At 36.2% G+C, this 20,278-nt stretch carries 21 protein-coding genes and 2 pseudogenes; 13 read left to right on the top strand and 10 right to left on the bottom strand.

What is annotated here, in order from left to right; all coding sequences use genetic code 11:
* From Q8907_00115 to Q8907_00095, 5 genes are all read right to left on the bottom strand, one after another.
* The gene (locus tag Q8907_00115) at nt 1–441 is read right to left on the bottom strand and encodes a helix-turn-helix domain-containing protein (GenBank protein ID MDP4272666.1); all 441 of its coding nucleotides are present in this window, start codon (nt 439–441) and stop codon (nt 1–3) included.
* A gap of 18 nt (nt 442–459) precedes the next feature.
* Entirely contained in the window at nt 460–699 is a 240-nt protein-coding gene (locus Q8907_00110; protein MDP4272665.1) for a type II toxin-antitoxin system HigB family toxin, read from the bottom strand.
* Between the two features lie 695 nt (nt 700–1,394).
* Nucleotides 1,395–1,973, bottom strand: a complete 579-nt coding sequence (locus Q8907_00105; GenBank protein MDP4272664.1) for a hypothetical protein — start codon at nt 1,971–1,973, stop codon at nt 1,395–1,397.
* Nucleotides 1,974–1,985: 12 nt separating this feature from the next.
* Nucleotides 1,986–2,393 carry a protein-export chaperone SecB gene (locus Q8907_00100; GenBank protein MDP4272663.1) on the bottom strand — a complete coding sequence of 136 codons (408 nt, stop codon included), beginning with the start codon at nt 2,391–2,393 and terminating at the stop codon, nt 1,986–1,988.
* A 26-nt stretch (nt 2,394–2,419) separates the two neighbouring features.
* Nucleotides 2,420–2,656, bottom strand: coding sequence for a hypothetical protein (locus tag Q8907_00095; GenBank protein MDP4272662.1), 237 nt, complete (start codon nt 2,654–2,656; stop codon nt 2,420–2,422).
* 593 nt (nt 2,657–3,249) lie between these two features.
* On the opposite strand from Q8907_00095, the gene istA reads away from it, so the two are divergent.
* From istA to Q8907_00080, 3 genes are all read left to right on the top strand, one after another.
* The gene (gene istA / locus Q8907_00090) at nt 3,250–4,827 is read left to right on the top strand and encodes an IS21 family transposase (GenBank protein ID MDP4272661.1); all 1,578 of its coding nucleotides are present in this window, start codon (nt 3,250–3,252) and stop codon (nt 4,825–4,827) included.
* Between the two features lie 29 nt (nt 4,828–4,856).
* Nucleotides 4,857–5,576 (top strand): IS21-like element helper ATPase IstB, encoded by a 720-nt coding sequence (gene istB, locus Q8907_00085; GenBank protein MDP4272660.1) that lies wholly within the window; start codon nt 4,857–4,859, stop codon nt 5,574–5,576.
* Nucleotides 5,577–5,899: 323 nt separating this feature from the next.
* On the top strand, nt 5,900–6,121 hold the full coding sequence (locus Q8907_00080) for a hypothetical protein (protein ID MDP4272659.1): 222 nt from the start codon (nt 5,900–5,902) through the stop codon (nt 6,119–6,121).
* Between the two features lie 297 nt (nt 6,122–6,418).
* On the opposite strand, the gene Q8907_00075 is transcribed toward Q8907_00080, so the two are convergent.
* The gene (locus Q8907_00075) at nt 6,419–9,184 is read right to left on the bottom strand and encodes an SIR2 family protein (protein MDP4272658.1); all 2,766 of its coding nucleotides are present in this window, start codon (nt 9,182–9,184) and stop codon (nt 6,419–6,421) included.
* A gap of 171 nt (nt 9,185–9,355) precedes the next feature.
* Nucleotides 9,356–10,270 (bottom strand): hypothetical protein, encoded by a 915-nt coding sequence (locus tag Q8907_00070; protein MDP4272657.1) that lies wholly within the window; start codon nt 10,268–10,270, stop codon nt 9,356–9,358.
* Nucleotides 10,271–11,086: 816 nt separating this feature from the next.
* On the opposite strand from Q8907_00070, the gene Q8907_00065 reads away from it, so the two are divergent.
* The 9 genes from Q8907_00065 to traN are packed head-to-tail and all read left to right on the top strand — an operon-like array spanning nt 11,087 to nt 18,196.
* Nucleotides 11,087–11,308 (top strand): hypothetical protein, encoded by a 222-nt coding sequence (locus Q8907_00065; GenBank protein MDP4272656.1) that lies wholly within the window; start codon nt 11,087–11,089, stop codon nt 11,306–11,308.
* Nucleotides 11,309–11,355: 47 nt separating this feature from the next.
* Entirely contained in the window at nt 11,356–11,649 is a 294-nt protein-coding gene (locus Q8907_00060; protein ID MDP4272655.1) for a hypothetical protein, read from the top strand.
* Nucleotides 11,649–11,930, top strand: coding sequence for a hypothetical protein (locus Q8907_00055; protein ID MDP4272654.1), 282 nt, complete (start codon nt 11,649–11,651; stop codon nt 11,928–11,930). The genes Q8907_00060 and Q8907_00055 overlap by 1 nt, the downstream gene beginning before the upstream one ends.
* Nucleotides 11,927–14,320 carry a TraG family conjugative transposon ATPase gene (locus tag Q8907_00050; protein MDP4272653.1) on the top strand — a complete coding sequence of 798 codons (2,394 nt, stop codon included), beginning with the start codon at nt 11,927–11,929 and terminating at the stop codon, nt 14,318–14,320. Before Q8907_00055 ends, Q8907_00050 begins: the two co-directional genes overlap by 4 nt.
* Nucleotides 14,307–14,903, top strand: coding sequence for a hypothetical protein (locus tag Q8907_00045; GenBank protein ID MDP4272652.1), 597 nt, complete (start codon nt 14,307–14,309; stop codon nt 14,901–14,903). The genes Q8907_00050 and Q8907_00045 overlap by 14 nt, the downstream gene beginning before the upstream one ends.
* Nucleotides 14,904–14,914: 11 nt before the next feature.
* Nucleotides 14,915–15,757, top strand: a complete 843-nt coding sequence (locus tag Q8907_00040) for a type IV secretion system protein (protein MDP4272651.1) — start codon at nt 14,915–14,917, stop codon at nt 15,755–15,757.
* Nucleotide 15,758: 1 nt separating this feature from the next.
* The gene (locus Q8907_00035) at nt 15,759–16,382 is read left to right on the top strand and encodes a hypothetical protein (GenBank protein MDP4272650.1); all 624 of its coding nucleotides are present in this window, start codon (nt 15,759–15,761) and stop codon (nt 16,380–16,382) included.
* Nucleotides 16,383–16,385: 3 nt separating this feature from the next.
* Nucleotides 16,386–17,363, top strand: a complete 978-nt coding sequence (traM, locus tag Q8907_00030; GenBank protein ID MDP4272649.1) for a conjugative transposon protein TraM — start codon at nt 16,386–16,388, stop codon at nt 17,361–17,363.
* Nucleotides 17,360–18,196 carry a conjugative transposon protein TraN gene (gene traN / locus Q8907_00025; protein ID MDP4272648.1) on the top strand — a complete coding sequence of 279 codons (837 nt, stop codon included), beginning with the start codon at nt 17,360–17,362 and terminating at the stop codon, nt 18,194–18,196. Before traM ends, traN begins: the two co-directional genes overlap by 4 nt.
* Before the next feature lie 253 nt (nt 18,197–18,449).
* Here the strand turns inward: traN and Q8907_00020 are convergent, their stop codons facing one another.
* The 3 genes and pseudogenes from Q8907_00020 to Q8907_00010 form a co-directional block, all read right to left on the bottom strand.
* Nucleotides 18,450–18,752: a helix-turn-helix transcriptional regulator gene (locus Q8907_00020; GenBank protein MDP4272647.1), complete on the bottom strand. Its 303-nt coding sequence runs from the start codon at nt 18,750–18,752 to the stop codon at nt 18,450–18,452.
* Nucleotides 18,739–19,071, bottom strand: a complete 333-nt coding sequence (locus Q8907_00015; GenBank protein MDP4272646.1) for a type II toxin-antitoxin system RelE/ParE family toxin — start codon at nt 19,069–19,071, stop codon at nt 18,739–18,741. Before Q8907_00015 ends, Q8907_00020 begins: the two co-directional genes overlap by 14 nt.
* Nucleotides 19,072–19,508: 437 nt before the next feature.
* Nucleotides 19,509–19,794, bottom strand: a pseudogene (locus tag Q8907_00010) (HU family DNA-binding protein).
* A 335-nt stretch (nt 19,795–20,129) separates the two neighbouring features.
* Here Q8907_00010 and Q8907_00005 point away from each other — a divergent pair.
* A pseudogene (locus Q8907_00005) lies at nt 20,130–20,278 on the top strand (transposase).

Raw genomic sequence — 20,278 nt, 5'->3', positions numbered from 1 at the left:
TTATGCCTCTATCATATTTTTCCTTGTATTCATTAAACTTGCATTTCGGAAATGTTTATTCACTTCGTTAATCAGTTTATAAGGTCGATTAAAGGCTTCTTGAGATACTTTAAAATAATCTGAAAGCTTCCTTATTGTATCTTTTGAAAGTCCTTTATGATAGTTTAAAATCTTTGAGATTGTCCCTTTTGATAAATCCATAATAGTTACCAAATCTTTTGCCTTTAAATCATGATTTTCCATTAGAAATTTAAGTAATACTATTGGATCTGAATCATTAAATGTATTATGCTCATTATCCCATTTTTCAATCAATAGAGTAAGCAGTTCAATCTCGTCATTATTTTCTTTATCATTTCGAAGAACCAATTTCTCCAAAGTGTCACAATAATTTTTGTATTGCTTAATATCCTTTATTACTGTATATATTAATGTTTTCATATTTTTCTTTTTAAAACTTTAATAAACATCAATCTCGTATTGTTTTCCTTCGTTGCAAAGTTTTGTATACTCTGCATGAGTACCAATCCACTTTACAAAGAGATGAACTCTTGTATTTCCAAAGTTATATTTGCAAATCAGTCTGTAATTGTTTCCGCCAATATTAAATACAACTCTGTCTGAACCTTTACCAAGAATATCTGCACTATTAAAAGTCGAGATAATCTCTTTAGGCTCATTCCAATCAACTCGTTTAATAATTGATAACTAAATCTCAAATGATGCAACACTTCTTGCATTTTTTAAGACATAGTCCTCAATAGACTGTTTTTTAATCAAATGTACTTTCATAAACTTATCTGCAAATATACAAATAAAGTTTCACAAAAGGAAACTATAATCAAAGTGTAATTTCTTCACAGAATGTTTTTTTGCAATTTTGCACAACGGATAAGTATTCTCATACTTAAAGGTAGATTTTTTTATACAGACAAAGTAATTTTAAAAAAAATATTAAACCTGGCCGGTAGATTTTTAATCCGGTCAAATTGCCTTATTCTTTTTTATTCTCTTTAAAATGCCGGAGAGTGAGGCCGCTTCGCTTAGTTGTCGTCACAAAAAGATTATACATTCATTTCTTTTGTGGCAACAAAGGAAACGGAACCAAAGAAAAATGCTTGGCTGGCTGAACTCGCGCCGTCCGCCAGGAGGCGGACTTTGCTCAGACAGAACCCAGCCAAAACGGAATGGTTGTTTTACGCTGCGCGATTAATAAATGTTTGATCTTGAAAAGATCGTTAAGTGGCTTGACTATAGTGGAAGTGGAACTGTTTATTTCCAGATTTATATTTGATTTTAACCGGTAAGGCAGAAACAGGTTGTAGTGGCAATCAACACAGACTCATCGCTGGGTCTTGCAGACCGCTCAGAGTCCTATTTATTAGCGGTAGTTTTTAAACTAAAAAGTCATAATTGTATTCGTCTGGAAATTCAATTTTTGTATTTCTTAGGTTAATTCCTTTTTTGTCAAATATGCAAATTTGTATTGCAGGTTTATAGTCTAAATATTGGGGTTTTGAAAGTTCAAAAACCAATCGATGTCTATATTTCTCAAAGTCTTGTTTAAAATCTGAAATTGATTTTATGCCATAAACTCTTATCGCCTGATAATTAAATCCTTTGACTTTGCTTTTCAAAAGAGCTAAGACTCTAGGGACAGTTGTATTAACATCAATTAATTTTTGCTGTTTTAGAAATTCAATGCTATTGGAGAAGTCTAACATGTGTTCTGTATCTCCAACTAAATCGAAACAGGTTGCTGTATCAAAGTCACAACTGAAGCTACAAATTACATAGTTATTTTTATATCTTACATTTCCCCACCAATGAGCATTTTCTATAAAGGTATCCCAAAAGTAGTAACCGTCACCAAGCCAAGCATTCTCCCAATGACATGGAAACGGTGCATTTTGTTCTATCTCATCTGGATTTCCTCTATCTTCAAGTGTTTGGTATACGGTTTTTACTTTCAATGTAATGTCAAGTTAAATCTGTATTGTATTTTCTTTTAAAGGATTCTCCAAAGAAGATAAATTCATTGTTGGAATTACAATTGGTGGAATGTTAGCTTGTAAAGTTACAGTACTAATAAAAGCTCTAACATACGGAAAGATTATGGCAATACTATTTCTGTAAAAATAGGATGGGATCTCTTCAAATTTTATGTTTTCTTCAAATTTAAACTGAGCAATACATTCAATTTGAACAAATGCATTTTTCGGATTTTCGTTATGAGCAATAAATACAAATTTTAGTTCATAACTAGAGTCAGACGAGAAAAATTTTCCAGACGGTTCAAAACCGATGTCTAAATCATTTGATGATTTTTTTGAAAAATCAATCATTACTTTCTCAAATCGATATTTTTCTAAAGTAAATGCGGCTTTATTCATTTAATGTCATAGTTAATTTTAGAAAACTAAATTAAAAAAAAATCCGAAGCGAACTTCGGATTTTTAATTATTTGATTTAAACAATTATATTCCCAGTAGGTATCTTTTGTATCTTGTTCATATAACAATTTGCATCGTTCTAAAAACTCATCTACTTTAAGTCCTATTTTATCGTACTTTTCAAATTCAGCCCAATCCCTTTCTATTTGCTCTCTGGAATTGTTTTGAAAGTATGACTTTAAACTTTCCAATATGGTACTCATAACCTTCCTTTTAATTTAATCTTTTAACTATTGCCATACTTGATTATTGTACAAAAGTATGAAATAATATATGATTTTAAAATTTATTAAATATTTATCCAATATTATTAACCCACGAGTTACTTTTCTGTTCAATTACTTTTTCCAAAAATTCAAAATTACCACTAACTGTCAGGGATAGACACAGTGCGGGAAACGTGATCATGTTGGTTTCAACGGCTGCAAACCTACCGGCGGATTCTGTCGTGGAAAAATCGGAGCATACCCACCCAAAAAGACGGAGTTCAATAACCTTCTTTTTGTCCTAAAAAGGGCCTAAAAAACGGAGCATGTCCGTTCATTTCCTGCAAGAACAGGCAAAAACAGACAAAAAAACGGAGCATTACCACCCAGACAATTCTGGTAAGGCAAAAATCCACCTAAAAACGGAGCATTGCCACCCAATTTGTCTTCGTAAGGAACTGGATGATAAAGCAAAACGGAGCATTGCCGTTCACTTATCCAGACTTTTTAAAAAACGGAGCATGTCCGTTCACTTTTGTCCGGTTTACTTTGTGCTGTGTAACAGTACCCAAGTAAGCATAATCAAAGTCATGGCAGGAAAGACAAAAGAAATGAGCAAGATCAAACAAGTGCTCCAGTTGCATCTGGATGGGGTATCCAACCGTAAGATAGCCACGCAATTGGAGATGAACAAGGAAACGGTGAACCGCTACGTCAAACGTGCGGAATCCGACAGTATGAACATCAACAGACTTCTCAGGCTTGACGACCCCGTGCTGGAGCACCGCATGACCGGCGGCAGTCCGGCCTACACGGATATGCGTTTTGAGCAGCTTAAGGAGAAACTCCCTTACCTGAAAAAGGAAGAGGCTCGCAAACATGTAACTCTCAAGCTCCTGTGGGAGGAATACAAGGCGGAGAACCCAGAGGGATACTCTCTTACGCAGTTCCGCTTTCACTGCAGGCAGAACAAGTTGGCCGAAGAAGAAAGGTCCTCAACCGTTTTGAAGGACACCTTTGTTGGTGGAGAGAAGATCTTCATAGACTTTGCCGGGGACACGATGGAGTACACCGACATGGAGACGGGCGAGATCATTACGGTTCAGATGTTTGTCGCATGTATGCCCGCAACGGACTATGGCTACGCTCTGGGCGTTCCCTCTCAAAGAAGCGAGGATCTGGTGTATGCCATTGCAAGCTGTTTCAGATCCATTGGAGGCGTTCCAAAAATAATTGTCCCGGACAACCTGAAATCCGCCGTCATCAAGACCGACCCCTATGAACCGGAGATCAACCGCGTCATGGAGGACCTTGCAAACCATTATGGCTGCGTTGTCTTGCCGGCACGTCCGGTACACCCAAAGGACAAAAGTCTTGTCGAGGATCATGTGAAGCTTGTCTATCAGAGGGTCTATGCCCCTTTGCGCAACGAACGTTTCTATTCGCTGGAGGAATTGAACAGAGCCGTAGCGGAGAAAATGAAGGTCCACAATCAGAAACGCATGCAGCAGCATCCATATACCCGTGAGGAACAGTTCCTGGCCATTGAGAAGCCCGAGCTCCGTCCGCTTCCATCCGCCGACTTCGAGATACGCTCCTATACCCAGCTGAAGGTGGGCGTCAACGGGTGCATCTATCTGGGAAGAGACAAGCACTACTACTCCGTGCCGCACTCCTTCATCGGACAAAAAGTCAAGGTCATTTATACCCGGACACTTGTAAAGGTGTATTGCCAGGGGGAATGTGTGGCAACGCATCAACGAGATTACTCCGCCGGACATTATACGCTGGTACGTGAACACCTCGCGTCCAACTCGCTGGCTTACCGTGACCGGTCTCCGGAGTATTATGTCACACGTGGCAAGAAAGCGATGGACGAGCTTGGCCAGGTCATCGAATATATGTTTGCGACGGCAACCGTGCCTCCTGAGACCTTCTACAGAAGCTGTGAGGGTCTGCTGCACCTGCAGAGAACGACCGATCCAAACCTGTTCAGGAAGGCGTGCGAGACAGCCCTGATATATCAGAAGTATCGATATCCCTTCGTCCTGCAACTAGTAAAAAGCAAATGCAAGGGGGTGGAGGAAGTCAATGAGACAGAATCCATCGACTGCATCCCTGCCCATCCCGACCATGCCAACATCAGAGGAAAAGAACAATTCAAGTAATATGTATAATTTTTAAAAATTAAAGTGTTATGAATGAAATCGCAAATGAACTGAAGAGTCTCAGGATGCCGGGAATGGCACAATGCTGGCTCTCGTTACAGGAAACAAGAAAGGTAGACTCCATGTCCTTCAGTGACGGCCTGCAGCTGCTATTGCAGTCGGAGCAGGACCAGAGAAAGGAGAACCGCAATGCCCGGCTTATCAAGGACGCCCGCTTCCGCTATCAGGTGTGCATTGAAGATTTGTCCATGGATGCTGCACGAGGTGTGGAAAGGGACAGGATCATGAGGCTGGCCACCTGTGAGTACATAAGAAAAGGCGTGCCCGTAACTATCACAGGAGCTTCGGGCACTGGAAAGAGCTGGCTCGGTACAGCATTGGGGTATCAGGCTTGTCTTTCCGGTTACAAGGTCGCGTACTTCAACATGCAAAAACTTTTTGAACACATCTCCATGGCACGCATAGAGTCCTCCTTGCCAAAGTTCTTTGACAGGATGGCACAGACCGACCTGCTTATACTGGATGACTTTGGTATGAAAGTTCTGGACGGACAGCAACTGCTGGACTTCATGGAAATCATTGAGGACAGGCATTCAAGAAAGTCAACTGTTATAATCAGTCAGCTTCCTGTTGCTGATTGGTATGACGTAATGAAGAAAAATACGACTGCGGCTGATGCCATTCTAGACAGAATTGTACATACGGCTCTACGTTTTGATCTTTTAGGAGATACTTTGAGAAAAAAATAATCTATTTTTACAGCGCCTTGACTGATTATGCAAAAAAGTGAACGGGTATGGCCGTTTTCACTGGGTGGGTATCATCCGTTTTTTCCACTGTCGCTTCAAATTAACGTAAACCACGCATTGTTGAACTAAATCCGCCTGTGCGGATAGCTATTTTAAAGTACCCGATTCTATTTATACTCCAAAGATTAATTCAAAAAAAATTTGATTAAGAGAAAAATATCGGGTTTAACAATTGTTGAATAGGCCATCGTGCTTGTTCCTGATTTTGAAAAAGTTGTTTATAAAATGGCATTTACAACCATAGTTCAAAATGAAACCTTAACTTGCAGTTTGTTCCTGAAGACAAACTAGGCATCGAGACCATAATAATGCAAAAGGAAAAGACAAATGAAACCGGCCTGCAACGATTTGAACGGCTGACCGGCATAAATCCCTGCCTTTGCCCGGCATGCAAAACAGGACGAATGGTTATCGTAAGGGAACTTCCCCGGATACGATCTCCGGATGATTATTTCCTGAATAAGTGTTGCAACATTCTTAATTAATAACTCTTTTTTTACGCTGACGGCATAACTGGGAAAGCTATGTCTTATAGCGAAGAAAAAGCAAAGAAAAACATTGTTTTTTTATAATTCTATTTTTGCAGATTGCAGATAGTTCCGAACCCTGCAAAATTTACAAAACTTCAAAGAACGGTTAATTAGCCTGCCTTTAAAAAATATCAAAAAACCTCATTAAGTACATAGCCCATCGCCCGGCGTTTGTAGTCCAACACAGACTCATCGCTGGGTCTTGCAGACCGCTCAGAGTCCTATTTATTGTGTGTAGTGCTTTCTTTCACATTAAAATATTGAAAATCTTTCACTTTTCTTAAAGTTTTCTATTAACGTTTTTATCGTTGAAGAAACTTCTTTGAGCTGAGTTAGTTGCTTTTCTTTTATTAAATAATCTATTTGACCATCTATTGAATACCAAATTGAAGAAAATGACTTTGAGTCTTTATATGGTTCAAAATATTCTTCAAGCTCTTTGATTAAAGATGTTTCTAAATTTTTAAAATCACGAATAATTAAGATGAGCTCAAATATTAAATAATCATGTTTTTCTTTTGTTTCACTTGATTTTATGCTCAAAATATATTCTTTAATTTTTGTCTTAATTTCATCAGTAGAAATATCATAAATACTAAGAAGAAGAGATTCTGAAATATTTAATTGTTCTTCTATTGGTAGTTCTTTTGATGCATCAATTAATTTATTAATCAATGCTTTTTCTTTAAAAATTGCTTTTTGTTCTCTTGCATAACCATATAAATTCGAAATTTCATTGCGTGTAATAGCATGAAAATCATATCCATTATATTGCTTGCTTACAAATTTATTAATTATGGATTTTATCAAATTAAGTAATGAACTCTCATTAATGGATGTACTATGAAGATTATATTGGTTTTCCAAGAAAAGATTTATTGATTCGTAAATTCCAATTGTATTTTTAGCTTTATCGATAATGATATTAAAGCTTTCTAAAATTTTTGAAATTTCATCATCTGATAGTTTTGTTAATGAAAGTAAGAAGATTGTATTCTCTAAGTATTTTTCAAATGTGTTAAACGCATTATCGGAATTTATATATCTATTTATAAGATTTATTAATACCCTATTAATTAACCAATCTTTATTTTCTTCTGAAATTTCAAATTTTCCCTTTTGTTCAGAATCATACTTGAAAAAATCAGATAGTAGATGCTTTAATTCTTTATTTGACAAATATTTTATCGCTGAAAAAAACTCTATTTCATTAAATGTAGTCGCTTTATTTTGAACCTGTCTTATAATAGAAATTTTCAGAAAATATTTATTGATACTTTGAAATTCGCTTCTTCCTTCTAAAATTATTCCATTACGAAGTACAAATAAAATTAGATTTTTATGTTTTGAAGAAGATTCAGTAATATTAGAGTTTAAAACAAAACCGCCAGATTTGATAGTTTTTTTAGATTCCTCTTTTTTATTTAATTCTTCTGATATTCTGTACGCAAATTTGTACAAATAACAAGAGTTTAAAAAGTTATAAATTGGCTTAAGAGCTTTTTGTAAGTCTTTTGGAAGCTGATTAAACTTTTCTTCTAAGTTATATTCTTCAATGTTTTCATATGCTTTTCTATTTTGGAAAAAGCCATATTTCAAATTCCAGAGAAGAACATTTTTATTAAACATTGAAATAAATAAAACAGTGTAATTTTTCTGTTTTAAACACTGTATTATTGTTTTTTCAACAATCTCATAAGCTTTTTCATAATCTTCAAGCTGATATAAAATGAATGATTTTTGAAGCAATTCATAAATATCATTTGTTGATTTGTCCTCAATTAAAAAATTGAAATCAAGATACTTTGATTCAAGATTAAATTCTTTATTTGTTAAATAGTCATCAAGAACTATATATTTCTTTTGCCTTGTTGATAAGTCGTCTTCGGTGATAACAATTCCTTGAATATTAGCTTTACTTAAAATTTCAAAAATACTATACAGAGTCTTGTTTGATAATTCTTTATCGTTTTGCTTATTTAGTATTTTTACAAATTCCTTATAAATATTTCTCTTTTCTTTATTTAAGTCATATGTGAGTATTTTATCTCGGAATTCCAATATTGTTTTATTGCTATCATCATACAGAAAACCACAATTAGTCAATGAGGTTTGTATTTGTTCAATTAAAATACCATTTAGTTCAGAAAGCACCTTTAATTTATTGAAAACAAAATTGATAATGTCATTCTCTGTTTTTAAGAAGTTTATTCTTTCATCATTTTTTATCAAGTCTAAGAAATACTTTGTATTCTCAGTATAGTCGCTTTGAAGATTCATTGAACCATTGGGTTCATCAAGCACAAATGTGGTTATTCCATGATTTTCTAAATACTTATTTTGGGTTGAATTTTCATAAAAGACAGTTAGATATCTAGGCGGTTGTACTTTTGAATAATTTTGCAACCACTTCATTATTTGTTTGAAATCAATATCATTATATGAATAACCAAGAAAAAGTACCGTATGAGTAGACAAAATGCTTTTTACGTAATTTTCGATTAATGGAAAATTATATTGATAATTCAAGTAATCATCTTCTTTGAAAACTATATTGTGATTTTTAAAATCCCCATGCATTTTAATCACTTTCTTTTGAATAGTGGATTTAACTAAATCTTCATCACAACGAATTACATCATAGATATATGCATTTTCTTCTATTGTTTTCTCAAGAATTGTATCCCAATTTGTTGTAATAATTACTTGAGGATTTAAATCAAATATTTGTTTGTGTATTGAAGAAGGTCTTATGCTATCAGGGAAATATTTTTTTAGTTTTTTAAGATATGAATACTCTTTAAATTCAAGATAATAAAGTTGTGCTATTTTTAAAAAGTCAGTCTCACTAGTTAATTCTAAATCCTTCTTCAAATCATCAATTAAATCTTGCCATGTTGGTAGTTTTAGTCCTTTCGTTTCAGAATTTTTTGAAACTCCAGCTCCAATAAAAATTGCTAATCGATTATCATTGTTAGCATCTATAATATTTCTTAAATGTTGGGTTTTAAATTTCATGTACTGTCTTTTTTTGCATTACACACAACGGTTGGTGGTATGAAACGTTGGGGAATTCGGAGCTGCGAATCTATCAACCGATAAGAACCTTGCCAGCGAGGGATGAGCTTGGCATACCACTTAAACCCCAATGTTTTATGACCGCGTGTTACCAGCTGGTGTTATTTTATTTTACTTAAAATCGTTTACTTTTACAATTGTTGCTTGAAATAATTCTTTGTAGGTGTCGTATTCTACTGCCCAATCTAAATCTCTTGAATTTTTATTACTCCATAGTTTCCATGCCAAACAAGCAATTCCCCATAGATTATCTTCTTCATGAATATTCAGAGATTCTATCGCTATTTTGTATCTTTCATCTGCATCTGGATACATACCTGAATAGTCTTTCAATGTAGTTTGAATCATAATGAGAGCTGAGAAGCCAGAGATTATTCCAAACTCAATTGTTTTGTTATAAATTGGATTTTTTATACCAATTACTAACTTTTCAAAAGCAAATTTGTCTGCATTATATTCAAAAGATTTCCTTTCAGCTAAATCTATAATATACCTACCAGTATTATGATTTATAAGTTTATCAATATCTCCATTATGGATATGTCCAATTTCATGCAGATATAATTCATTCATGGCGAAAATGTAAACGCCATTTGCCTTTTCTATATAATAAGAATCAGATATATCATATTCTTGAGGGTTTGGAAGCTTTAAATCCCAATTCTGGAAATTGTCAAGTAATGTATATCCATAATCTAATAAATCAAAAGCTTGTTTAATCTTTGATTTAGAGTTTGTAATCTTCAATCTTGGTTTTGCAACACCTTCATCATATAATGTCATTAGGCAATAAGACCAAATCCAAATAAATGATTGAAATGATTCTTCTATTTTTATTCTTTTATCAATTCCAGCAAAAGGACCTGTTTGAATTGATATTTCGGTGTAATCATAGTCAAACACATTTTCATATTGGATTAAATTCAAATTAGTTAATACTTCTTTTTTATAATCATCAAGTTTATCTTCCAATACTTTTACCGGCTGTTTCCCTTTCCATGCTTTTATGTCATAATTAATTTTCATGGGATTTCTGTTAGATTATTTAGTCATATTTAGTTTATAATTTATCAAAATTGGTAGCAGCGTGTCTTTACACTTGCTGGTAACATCTCTGTAACTGCATAATTGCTGTTATATCGGCCTTATCTATAGGCGTTAACATTTTGTAGTAAATTGATTTATCTTATTTTTGACTGCTTTCATTTGTTTTATTGCATCAGAATAAATCTTTTTAAGATTATTCTCAGACTTAAAGGTAGATTTTTTTATTCAAACAAAGTAATTTTTTTAAATATTAAACCTGGCCGCAAGTCAACTGTGTTTTCAGACAAATGATTGATTAAAGGGTTGTTCTCTGCATTTTTTAGCAAAATATCCAGAAATTTCTGAGACTGGAAACTGCTTCCGTTTAAAATCGAAGTAAAAAAGAAAACCTGATACATCCAGGAATAGGCAAAAAATCACACATACTGCAATTTGATTATTGGAAAAGGCATTCGCACCTAATAGTAAAATCATTGGATTTTATTGAATATCCTCAGGCAATACGTGGAGAATAAAAAGGAATAAGAAAAAAACATTTAGGGTAAAATAGTTGCTAATTTTTAACCCTTAATTCACAGGATAAGTAGAATTTAATAATCACCTATTTTAAAGTACATTCATAAAAAATGTTTTTTTATGATCCTCCCAATCCCTTGGATTTTGCTTAGCCTTCTCTCAATAAGAGTCAAGGGTTAAATATATTTTTAAGGTATTAAATATCTATCTTTTATGGTGTTTTTATGAAACTTTTGTATATTTATATATAAGAGGTCAAAATTCAAAAAAAATCCTTCAATGATATTAGAAACCAAGATAATATCGGACTTTGAAGAACTTCAAAAGAAAATACCCTGGATTATCGAAGCTTACGGCATGCAAAAGAAAGCCTTGTATGAACATATCAGGCTTTCAAAGGCCACATTAGACCGAAAATTAAAATCACAAACTTTCACAATTAGAGAAATGTACAGGATTGCAGAATTTTATAATGCTCTGCAAGACCCGGATAATAGATAATTGACTTTAGTGAGCAGCAATTCCTTAACCAATTAAATATTACCTCCATGAACAAGAAAAAACTTTTATCATTGGTCCTGATGATGGCTTATGCCACCGCAATGGCATTTGCAGCGGGTTCGTTCGAAACCACCCTAAACAGCATGTATACACAGTACATACGGCCGGCATTGATCGCCCTGGTTTTCGTCGTATTTGTGGTAACCGGCATCTTAAAATATTCTGATTTTATTAAAGGGGGTGAATATGCCAAAGAAGCATTTTTCTCCTGCGTGAAAATGGCTGTTTACCCGGCCTTTGTATTGGGTATTGCCGAAGCGGTTAAGGCACTTATTGTATAATGATAAAAGAATATAAAACCAGAAGGGCTATAGAAAGAAAACCCCTGGTTTACAATTTGCCGGTGGTAAATTTTATAATCTTTTTCGCCATACTTTTCTTCTCTGCCTTTTCATTATTCTCAGGGATTTCGCTGACCAAGGTCATCCTGATCACTATCCTTGACCTGTTTTCCTATATCGTGTTATCACAGGTAACAGAGAAAAAGATGAATGCCTTCAGCAAAAAATTTTATGGTGATAAGGTCTCAATAAAAATAAATTCTTTTAAGCCGTTTCGATGATTATTGATATTAAAGACTTGTACAACATCTATAAAATAGATGGCAATTGTGTATTGAACCGCAATGGGGATATCGTCCTGTATTTCAGTATGCAACTGCCTGAGATATACAGCCCGTCTGAAAATGATTACGAAATGATGCAGACGGAACTGTACAGGTTTATTAAGACTTTGCCCTCAAACACCATCATCCATATTCAAAATGTATATCTTGAAAAAACAATAGAGAAGGCATCCCTGCCGGGTTTCACATTTCTGCAGAAAGCCACCCAGGAATATTATGAAGGGAAAAAATACCTGGAGCATACTTGCTTCATGTATGTGATTTTGCCGGGACTGGAAAGCCTCCAAAAGAATTTCTCCTTAAGTGTTTTTAGTAATAAAAACCGGATTATCCGGGAAGATCTTGAAAAGATCATTAGTTTTCAAAAGGAAGTAGACAAAGCAATAGCCACCTTAAACACCTCCAGGCAATTTAAGGTGAGCCCCTTGGATGAATACACGATCAAGGATATTATTTTTAATTTTTTGGTCGGGTATCAGCCCGGCAAACTGACAGATATCAACTTCGAACCCTTCAAAATAGGCAGTAATTACTATAACTGTTACGCGATCTGTAACCAGGACAATTTGCCTGAGAAAATATACAGCTGCAAAAAGGACGGCAAGATATCCACAGACCGGTATATCTATTATAAGGCCTTTACGCACTCCCTGGGGCTGGAACTAAAGTGCAACCATGTAATTAACCAGTTCATCTTTAAAGAGGACCACCATAGGCTTAAAATCGAAATAGAAAAGACAGACCAGGAATTTCGGACCTTTTCAAAATTTTCCAAGGAAAACGAGCACAATTTTAAAACGATAGACGGCTACCTCGAAGAAATGGCCGAAAATGAAAATATAAGGCTCTGCAGGGCACATTACAACGTGTTTACCTTTGCAAACACAACAGAAGGCCTGAACAAGATAGAAAAAGAGATCACCACTGCCTTTTCCGAACTGGACCTGATCCCTTATTCGCCCATCTATATAGACCATGCCCACTATTTTTTAAGCTCCATCCCCGGCAATGCCTCATTTATGCCCAAGGGAGAAACGTATATGACAGACATCAACCAGGCCTTGGTCTTTACACAGCTGGTGGGGAATTATGAACATGATGAAAAGGGGATTCTGTTAAATGACCGGGTAAACAATACCCCCATCCTGAAAGACTTGTGGGAGAAACCTTATGCAACCAAGCAGATCCTTGCCAGGAACTTTGCCGTGATCGCAGAGACAGGAGGGGGAAAATCCTTTTTTACAACCCACATGTACCGGACCTACATAGAACAAAATTATTCGTTGATCCTCTGTGATATCGGAGACTCCAATGAAGGTATCGCGACCCTGTACAAGGACAAGGTTCAATATATCCGGTATAAGGAAGGTGAGCCCTTTGGGATCAACCCCTTTTTACTTTCCTCAAAGGAAGGGCTGACCGCTGCCAAAATAGAGACCCTCTCAGATTTTGTCTTCATTCATTGGCTCAAAGAAAAAAAACCGGAGGATACCGTCAGGGTATCCATGAATTCAATCATTTCGGATTATTACCTGAACTGCCAGGAAAGATATTCTTTTCCTTCCTTTTACAACTATGTTAAAAAAGAGGAAAGGATATTGGACCGTTTGGAAATCAATCCTGAATTTTTCAACAGGGATGAGTTTTTGCATGTATGCAATGAGTATGTGACCGGGATATATGATTTCCTCTATGCCGACAGCGGCCTTTTTGACCGAGGGGGAGAAAAAGGCATTGTCTTTTATGAATTGTCCGAAGCCTTGAACAATCCCACCATCTTACCGATCATGTTCCTGATGATCAGGGATACCATTGATAACAAAATCTGGAAAAACAGTGAAAACAAAAAAGTACTGGTATATGAAGAAGCGGCAAAGCTGTTAAAGTACCAGAGCATGATCACGGCAATGGACTATATAGCCCAGACCGTGAGAAAATATGAAGGCGGGATGGGCCTAATACTTCAAACGATAGACAATATTCCGGACGACACCATAGGAAAAGCCATCCTAAACAATACCCATACCTTCTTTATTTTTGAACAAGACAAAGGATTGGAGAGTTTAAAACACCGCCTGAAATTGTCGGATCACGATGTATCGCAGTTGCTTTCCTTACGTTCCAACCAGAAGGGGAAACCGCCCTACACGGAGTTTGCCATCAAGTTGGGGAAAAAGATGAACTGTTACCGCCTTGAAGTACCCCGTGAAGTGTATTGGGCTTATGTCAGCGATAAAGACCAAAAGAAACCCCTGTTTGAAGAATATCAAAAAACAGGAAATTTTGAATCATCAATTAAAAAAATGATTGAACATGAAAGCCATTAAAATGATGCTTTTATCCATCATCCTGTTCCTCACAAACGGCAGAACTGCTTTGCCACAAGCAGGGGCCTCGGTGGTATATGACCCGGTGAATAATGCCCAGCTGGTGAAAACTACGATCATGGAAGGACAGACAGTCGCCAATACAAGTTCCATGGTAACCTCCCTGACCACCACAATAACGTATTTGCAAAAAGCTGAAAAATTATTAAAAACGATCAATGCCAGCCTGGAAACTGCAATTTGGACCAAAAAGGTTTACCAACGCCAGGTTGATTTAATAAAAGAGCAATATGAAATCAGTGTAAAAGCACAAAAACTAAAGAGCTTAAGCCCTGAAGAATTAAAAAGGCTAAACGACCAGTTATTGATCGTGGTTCAGGGTGCAGAAGGAATAATCTCAACCGTAAAGGATATACTTACTCCGGGGAAATTCAGCATGGGCGATGCAGACCGCATAAGGGAACTGAAAGACATGGACAAACGCTTATCTTTCCAGCAAACGGTCATGAAGATCCAGTATTTTGAAGCCAAGACAACCAATGAAGAAAGAGAATCGACCCGGGCATACAAGATGTTCAATTAAGACAGGAAGACATGAATGATGCATTTTCGTTCGTCACAACGATAATGGATAAAATAAACCATTACACTTTTGTGGAATTCACCCTGGCTTTCATCAAAGGTGCGGCCATCATATTTGTTGTGGTACAACTCCTGTCCAAGTACCTGAAAGCAAAAAATGCAAATGAGATCTTCAGTCCCAGGGATATTATCCGGCCCTTTGTCCTTTGCGCCATACTTGGAAGTTATAATTACTTCATGGATGGGGTAGAAAACGTACTAAAAGAAGGAGACACCTATATACAAAGGAATATTACCCCGGAAGGGGACTTAAAGGCAAAGCTCAGGCAAACCAGAAATAACCTGAAGGATACGGTGGAAGACAAATATGACGGTTTGAAGCTGGATGCCGACCAGTATTCGGATGACTATATCGCGTCAAACACCAGCCAGTTGGTCCAGTTTATAAAACATCCCGGTTCCGTATTGATCAAAATATTCGGATGGATAGGAGATTTTTTCGGGACCTTTGTTTATATGGCCTCCCTGATGATCAGGGCCTTTATGTTGTTCGCGTTAAAATTGCTGGGCCCCATTGCGGTGGTATTTAGCATCTACGATAAATGGCACAATGCCATTTACAATTGGTTAAGGTATTATGCCATCTATTTCCTTTGGATCATCCCGATATATGCGGCCAATACCTTTATGGATGTGGTCACAAACGAATGCTACACGAATTCCAATTTTACCTCTTTTTCCGTAACGGCAGCAACCACCATGGTCAGTTTAGTCGGGATCATCGTGAAAATAGGGATTATCAAAGGGTCTTTAAATTTATTGATCAAACTATTTGCAAACACTCAGGGAGAATAATATGAAGCATTTACTTGATGAATACAACGATATCACCAAGAACAACAGGCTAAAAGACTATGTGGTGATCGGGATGATTTTGCTGATGGGGGTAATGATCGTTTCCTACACGATTTTTGTATATAAAACCAAATCCCTGCTGGAAACCAACAGGCCTATCCTGGATGCAGACGGGACACCCAGGAAGATGAGCTTTATAAGTGCCAGGCAGGCAGAGGAGATAGAAGCCAAAAACCAAATCCTGTATTTTATCTCAAACTTTTATGATTTTGACAAGTGGAATGTAGAAGACCACATCAACAATGCCCTGTGGATAGGGGACAAATCAGTAAAGGAACTATACTTAAGATTTCAGAAAAAAGGCTGGTACAGCGACATCATCCGCCTGGGAATCAGGCAGGAAGCCATCGTAAACCACAAAGACATACAAATAGACCTAAGCCGGGAACCTTACTTTTGTCGGGTGCCCATTCAGATCAACATGAGGGAAGAGATGCAATGCGAAAAATTTCAGGTAACCATAGAATTCTATTTAAAAAGGGTATCAGAAACTTTTGCCACCAACCCTCACGGCTTTGTATTAGAAAATCTGACCCAAAGCGATTTTAAAGAAATAAAAGAATAAAAAATGGTACAGAAAAGACAAAATACATTCGGGATAATCTTCCTGGTCATCGTGGCCGGAATGATCATTTTAATGGCATTTTTTGTGTTTCCAGGAAAGAAAAAAGATAAAAATAACGGGAATGATATTAATACGGCAAGCGTTGAAATTTTAAACCAGGATACCGGAAAAATATCCAACAACATGAAAAAAATGGTGGATGAAGAAAGCATCAAAATTCAGGTAAAAGAGGACATCAACGTGGACATGAGCAAGCTTTTTGAGGATAAGGAAAAAGCAGGAAGCAACAATAATATTGGGGAAAGTGATAAAAATGAAATAAAGAAAGAGGAGATAAAAGAAAAATCCCAGGATTTAAAAAGTCCAAAGACCAAACAAGAAAAGTCAAAGACAACAAATGATCATAAGCCTCCTACTATAAAGAAAAATGCGGATATACGCCCCATGGAAAAACGGGTATTGATTCAAACCCCTGTAAAAAGCCAGGCCAGGTATAGAAATAATTTTAACGATTCCCAGGATCAAACTGTGCAGGTAAACGAAGAAACCCACACATCGTCTGATGTTATGGTTGTTATACACAACCAGCAAAAAGTGAAAAACGGCTCAACCGTAAAAATGAGGGCCATTCAGGAATTTATCATAGATGGAGTAAAAATCCCCAGAAATACCTTCATATCCGGGATTGTAAGCATGGGCAGCCAAAGGGTAAATATCCGCGTACCCTCGATTGGATATACCGGGAAACTATACCCTGTAAATTTTGTAGCCTACGACTATGGCGATGGCTTGGAAGGAGTAGATGTGCCGGATCTGATCCTGCATGATGCAGTCAAAGAAGAAGCAAACAATGCCCTGGGACAGGTCAAGATCAATACCCCCTTTGTAAGCGTCCCCATAACTACGGGAAGAAAAGCAATAGATGAAAATACGGCAGTATTAACAGAAAACTATAAATTAATCCTTAGGGCAACAAAATGAAAAAAACATTCCTGTTTTTCCTGGCCTTAATAATTGGCATAAGCTCCTTTGGGCAAACCATGCCCAGGAAAATTTACCTTTCATTTAACAAGACCGTTCACATTATTTTCAGTTCGGAAGTCAAATATGTGGACGTTGGGCTGGAAGACATACTCTGGAAAAAAGAAGAAAACATGGTTAAACTGGCCACAAAAACGGAAGGTTTCCAGGAAACTAGCCTGGTGGTGAAAACAAAAGATGAAACGATATACAGTTTTTTGCTTCAATATGCCCCTAACAGCGATACGTTAATTTACAATATACCAGCCGGAAGTGGGTTATTGGTTAAACAGGAAGGAAAAAACGAAGGAGAGATCATAAGAAATGATTCCATTTTAAGGGAACGGAAGGAAAAGGAAGATATAGAACAGGCCTGTAAACAGGTACTGACCAAGAAACAAGACATCTATAACGTAGATGAAATGGAGAAAAATGTATTTGTATCCCTAACCAATGTATTCGTGTACAAAGACCGCTTGTATTTCCATTTCAAGGTAAACAACAATTCAAATATAAACTACGATGTAGATTATTTCAACTTAACCATCCAGGGTAAAAGGAAAATCCGGTCAGCAACCCTTCAATCCAGCAATATAGAACCCGTGTTCACCTTAAATAATTTTGACCGCTTGGTGGCAAAGCAAACCAAGGATATCGTAATTGTCACCAGTAAATTTACCGTCCCGGATAATAAAAGGTTAAAATTTGAGATGAAAGAAACCGAAGGCGGAAGAAATTTCTTGTTTACCATAGATAAAGATTTGATCTACAAAATACCGGTGCTAATGGATTAAAAATAAACTAAAAGATTGATTACTACATAAATATTTTGTAAATTTGATTACCCTTCGAGTATGGAAGCGGGCTCCGCCAGGGATGACGACCTGCCAGCGACAAACAAGGGTAATGGGAGTGAAGGGCAGCCTGATGGCTGCCTTCCTTCTTTGATGAAGCATCTAAATTTTCTAAAAGGTTAGATCTTTTTCGTCTTAATTTGATCCATAAATTTCTTTGAGGGCTTAAAGGCAGGAATAAAATGTAAAAACCTTACAAGTTCATCGAATACTCGATATTACAACCTAAAGCGTTCATTATACGATAAAAGGTCGATATCTTTGGCTCAGTTTCACCATGCTCCACTCGTGATATGTAAGAGCGGTTACAACCTAAACGGCGTGCAAGTTCTGCCTGTGTGATCTTGGCTTTTTTACGGGCATCCTCTATAATTTGCCCTGTATAGAAAGTATAAGCTTTTTCCTCTGCCTCAATGCGTGACGGAGTGCCAGGTTTACCGAATCTAGCATCCAATACTACATCATAATCCACTATTTGATGATTATTTTCGTGCATAATATTCGTCTTTTATTTTTAATGCTTTTTCTATTTCGTTATTTGGTGTTTTCTGTGTCTTTTTTTGAAATCCGTTGAATAATACTACAATGTTCCCCTTGTCGAAAATAAAAAACACACGGTACAGGTTACCCTTATATTCCGTACGAAGCTCATACAGGCCGTCCCGTATCAGCTTTACATATCTCACCGACAGTCTTTCCTGTGTTTTCAGCATCAGTAACCCATATTGTATCTTTTGCTGCTCCTTATCGGTCAATGTTTCCATGAAAGCCTCAAAGAACCCTCCGTATGTCAGAATTCCACGTTGCTTTTCCATGCTACAAAGATACAAACTGTTGCTCAACTATGCAACAAAAAGTCAAATATTTTACTGTGTAACACCCAAAATTACGAAGTGGAAATATTTCCGCACTAAAACACATTCACTATCTTTGCATCTTATTAACTTAAAATGATACAAATATATAAGTTCGGATTCAGAAAAATAATAAAAATACGGCCTGGAGCTATTGTAAATGTTAGCAAAGGTAGCATTCGACCATTGGGCCAGTATTAATATCGGGGGAAATGGGATATACGGTAACGCTGGAATTCACAATACAGGCATTTATTTCAGAGAGAAAATAGCAAGAAAACTGTGAAAAAACAAGGATGCAAGAATACAAAATATACATCCTCAGGTCGATCATCACTAGAGTAAATAGAAAAAACAAGCACAAAGAAGTTATTATCGGTTGTTTAAGACGAAAAAGATCAGATCTTTTTCGTTTTAATTTGATCCATAAATTTCCTCGAAGGCTTAAAGGCAGGGATAAAATGCTCAGGGACAATCAGGGGAATGTTTTTGGTCATATTCCGTCCTATTTTCCTGGCCCGTTTTTTAACAATGAAACTTCCAAACCCTCTCAGATAAATGTTTTGATCGTTAGCCATGGAAACCTTAATTGGTTTCCATCAAAGCTTCCACAATTTGTAGTACTGAATTTTTATCTATGCCAGTATCCTGTGAGATTTTGTTTACCAGATCCTGTTTTGTCATCCTTAACTCCTGTCTTGTATATTTTTATGGTACTAAGATATAAATAAGGAAAGTATTATTCAAAATTCTTTATTTTAATTATTATCAATAAGTTTCCTTAATATAAAAGTACGGATAAATACTCGGGGTAACAGGTAAATGACTTTTACACTCATGTAAAAATATCATCATGTTTTTATTTTTTTAAATTGAGAAAACTCTATTTGTGGTTCTAAAAAGGAAATAGCTTAGATTCCATCTCCATCCTACTTCTTAAAGTTGTACTTATCTACACTTACTTCAATCGTACTAATTGTGTGTGTTATTTTAATAGTGATTGCACACTATTCCTAGCTTCTCTCTTAACTAAGGGGCATTGTTCTGTCGGCTGGTTTTTTGGTTTCAAACTTCACCTGATTATCAATGATCGGGGTAAAATTCTTGATTTTATGTTAACTCAAGGGAATGTCGATGATAAAGGTCCTTTGAAAAATCAATCTTTCCA

This window comes from Bacteroidota bacterium, assembly GCA_030706565.1.
Taxonomy (GTDB): Bacteria; Bacteroidota; Bacteroidia; order Bacteroidales; family JAUZOH01; genus JAUZOH01.
This window is presented reverse-complemented; position numbering and strand designations above follow the sequence as displayed.

Bases quoted from the DNA above. Each gene is read 5' to 3' on its own strand.
- Q8907_00115 (MDP4272666.1), bottom strand. From the start codon at position 441: ATGAAAACATTAATATATACAGTAATAAAGGATATTAAGCAATACAAA.
- Q8907_00100 (MDP4272663.1), bottom strand. From the start codon at position 2,393: ATGAATAAAGCCGCATTTACTTTAGAAAAATATCGATTTGAGAAAGTA.
- Q8907_00095 (MDP4272662.1), bottom strand. From the start codon at position 2,656: ATGAGTACCATATTGGAAAGTTTAAAGTCATACTTTCAAAACAATTCC.
- istA (MDP4272661.1), top strand. From the start codon at position 3,250: ATGGCAGGAAAGACAAAAGAAATGAGCAAGATCAAACAAGTGCTCCAG.
- istB (MDP4272660.1), top strand. From the start codon at position 4,857: ATGAATGAAATCGCAAATGAACTGAAGAGTCTCAGGATGCCGGGAATG.
- Q8907_00075 (MDP4272658.1), bottom strand. From the start codon at position 9,184: ATGAAATTTAAAACCCAACATTTAAGAAATATTATAGATGCTAACAAT.
- Q8907_00070 (MDP4272657.1), bottom strand. From the start codon at position 10,270: ATGAAAATTAATTATGACATAAAAGCATGGAAAGGGAAACAGCCGGTA.
- Q8907_00065 (MDP4272656.1), top strand. From the start codon at position 11,087: ATGATATTAGAAACCAAGATAATATCGGACTTTGAAGAACTTCAAAAG.
- Q8907_00060 (MDP4272655.1), top strand. From the start codon at position 11,356: ATGAACAAGAAAAAACTTTTATCATTGGTCCTGATGATGGCTTATGCC.
- Q8907_00055 (MDP4272654.1), top strand. From the start codon at position 11,649: ATGATAAAAGAATATAAAACCAGAAGGGCTATAGAAAGAAAACCCCTG.
- Q8907_00050 (MDP4272653.1), top strand. From the start codon at position 11,927: ATGATTATTGATATTAAAGACTTGTACAACATCTATAAAATAGATGGC.
- Q8907_00045 (MDP4272652.1), top strand. From the start codon at position 14,307: ATGAAAGCCATTAAAATGATGCTTTTATCCATCATCCTGTTCCTCACA.
- Q8907_00040 (MDP4272651.1), top strand. From the start codon at position 14,915: ATGAATGATGCATTTTCGTTCGTCACAACGATAATGGATAAAATAAAC.
- Q8907_00035 (MDP4272650.1), top strand. From the start codon at position 15,759: ATGAAGCATTTACTTGATGAATACAACGATATCACCAAGAACAACAGG.
- traM (MDP4272649.1), top strand. From the start codon at position 16,386: ATGGTACAGAAAAGACAAAATACATTCGGGATAATCTTCCTGGTCATC.
- traN (MDP4272648.1), top strand. From the start codon at position 17,360: ATGAAAAAAACATTCCTGTTTTTCCTGGCCTTAATAATTGGCATAAGC.
- Q8907_00020 (MDP4272647.1), bottom strand. From the start codon at position 18,752: ATGCACGAAAATAATCATCAAATAGTGGATTATGATGTAGTATTGGAT.
- Q8907_00015 (MDP4272646.1), bottom strand. From the start codon at position 19,071: ATGGAAAAGCAACGTGGAATTCTGACATACGGAGGGTTCTTTGAGGCT.